At 36.3% G+C, this 1,796-nt stretch carries 2 protein-coding genes; both read left to right on the top strand.

What is annotated here, in order from left to right; genetic code table 11:
* Positions 1–571 precede the first annotated feature (571 nt).
* Positions 572–1,264, top strand: coding sequence for a hypothetical protein (locus ACF1B9_RS37940; RefSeq protein WP_350753516.1), 693 nt, complete (start codon positions 572–574; stop codon positions 1,262–1,264).
* A gap of 287 nt (positions 1,265–1,551) precedes the next feature.
* Complete coding sequence (locus ACF1B9_RS37935; protein WP_350502499.1) at positions 1,552–1,701, top strand: toxin-antitoxin system HicB family antitoxin; 150 nt, start codon at positions 1,552–1,554, stop codon at positions 1,699–1,701.
* Positions 1,702–1,796 lie beyond the last annotated feature (95 nt).

Below are 1,796 nucleotides of genomic sequence, written 5' to 3'. Positions count from 1 at the left end.
CGGAGTAGTTCTACGTAGTGAAAGCGTAGCGGTTCCTTTACTTGGAAAGGCGACTCTGATAACCTAGTTCGGTTTGCCACATTAAAGATTTCTAGAAGGTGGCGACGGTGGCAAGTAATCTGGGTCGCAAAGGTTCCGAGTCAAGGATTCATGGAGTAGATCTACGCAGTGGTGATGGTGAAGCGCAACTAAAAAAACAAGAAAAGAGGACGAGCACATGTTTAATATTTCTTATTACAAAACCGAAGACACAAAAGTAATGGTGGTTACATTACACGCACTAAAACAAACTATCATTTTGCAACCAGGATTCTTTTATAAAATTTCAGGAGTTGATAGAAAAGTAATAACCGGCTGCGGCGAATTTAGTGGTACAATTCTAGTAGATTTAGGATTTATATTTCCGTTTAAATCTGATAGAAAAATAGGTTAATATTTAATCGCTATTTCTGTTTCTTACTTAACTTGATTATAGCGATTAATAAGCAGAAAAATTTAGACAAGGAAGAGAGGTATTTTATAATTGAGGTATCGTCACAAACTAATAAAAAGTGGCGGTGTATGGGAATTATTGAGCTACGAGAAAGAGGTAGCAACAGGTAAAGATGCAGTTCGTGAAAATGCTGGTAGGAAAAAACAGTCTGATCATGATTGGATAAATGATGCTGAAACAAAGATGAAGAACAGGTCTGATGTGTTATATCGTGCAAGGAAGCAAGTGTTTAACCAAGCAAATGCCAATGCAAATGCGTGGAACGAGCAACCGAAATTTTTCACACTTACATATGCTGAAAACATGCAGGACATAAAACAATCTAACTATAACTTCAAAAAGTTTATCCAAAGGCTGAATTACACTTTAAAAATAAAACTAAAATACACTGCTGTAATTGAGTTTCAGAAACGAGGGGCTATACATTATCACCTATTGGTCTATAACCTTCCTTACACGCCTGTAGACGTTCTATCGGACATCTGGGGTCATGGGTTTGTTAAAATAAATAAAATAGACCACGTGGACAATGTAGGGGCTTATATAACGAAATATATGATAAAGGATAATATTGACGAAAGATTACTTGGAGAGAAGTCTTATTTTTCGAGTAGAGGGTTAAAGAAGCCTGAAGAGTATATTTTGACGGAAAAAGAAAAAGAGACTCTGCTAAAGTCTCATGACGAATATATAACATATTCCAAAAACTATGAAAATGAATATCTAGGCAATATTCATAAGATACAAATTAACTTAAATCGCAAAAGTTAACAGCGCTATTTTAACACATAGAAAATAAAAATACTATGACTTTACCGTTTTCTAATAGCGGGTAAAGTGTTCAAACTTTGACAATGGGACTCCTATAATGGGGTCCTTATTTAATTTCCTTGAAAATATAAAATCCGCCCTTTTGCGTGTGGGTGGGGTGACTCCAGTTGGGGCCCCCGACACCGCAAGGCGGATTTATTTTATTTATAAAAGACCGAGAGAAATAACACTAACCATTATGGTATTGACATGATACCACTTTGATACTATAATGATACCATAAGGAGGTGAAGTTATTGGGAAAAGCGGTTTTTTCTCTAAGGCTTACTGAAGACCTACACGAATGGTTAAAAAAAGAAGCTGAAAAGAGAGGTATGTCGGTCAACGCTTTGATTTCATACATACTGAGCGAATATAAAGACGATAAAGAGTTTTAACGGAGTAGTTCTACGTAGTGAAAGCGTAGCGGTTCCTTTACTTGGAAAGGCGACTCTGATAACCTAGTTCGGTTTGCCACATTAAAGATTTCTAG

The sequence above is a fragment of the Streptomyces sp. NPDC014727 genome, from assembly GCF_043083485.1.
GTDB lineage: Bacteria > Actinomycetota > Actinomycetes > Streptomycetales > Streptomycetaceae > Streptomyces.
The sequence above is the reverse complement of the archived record's forward strand: the minus strand, read 5'-3'. Positions and strand labels throughout refer to the sequence as shown.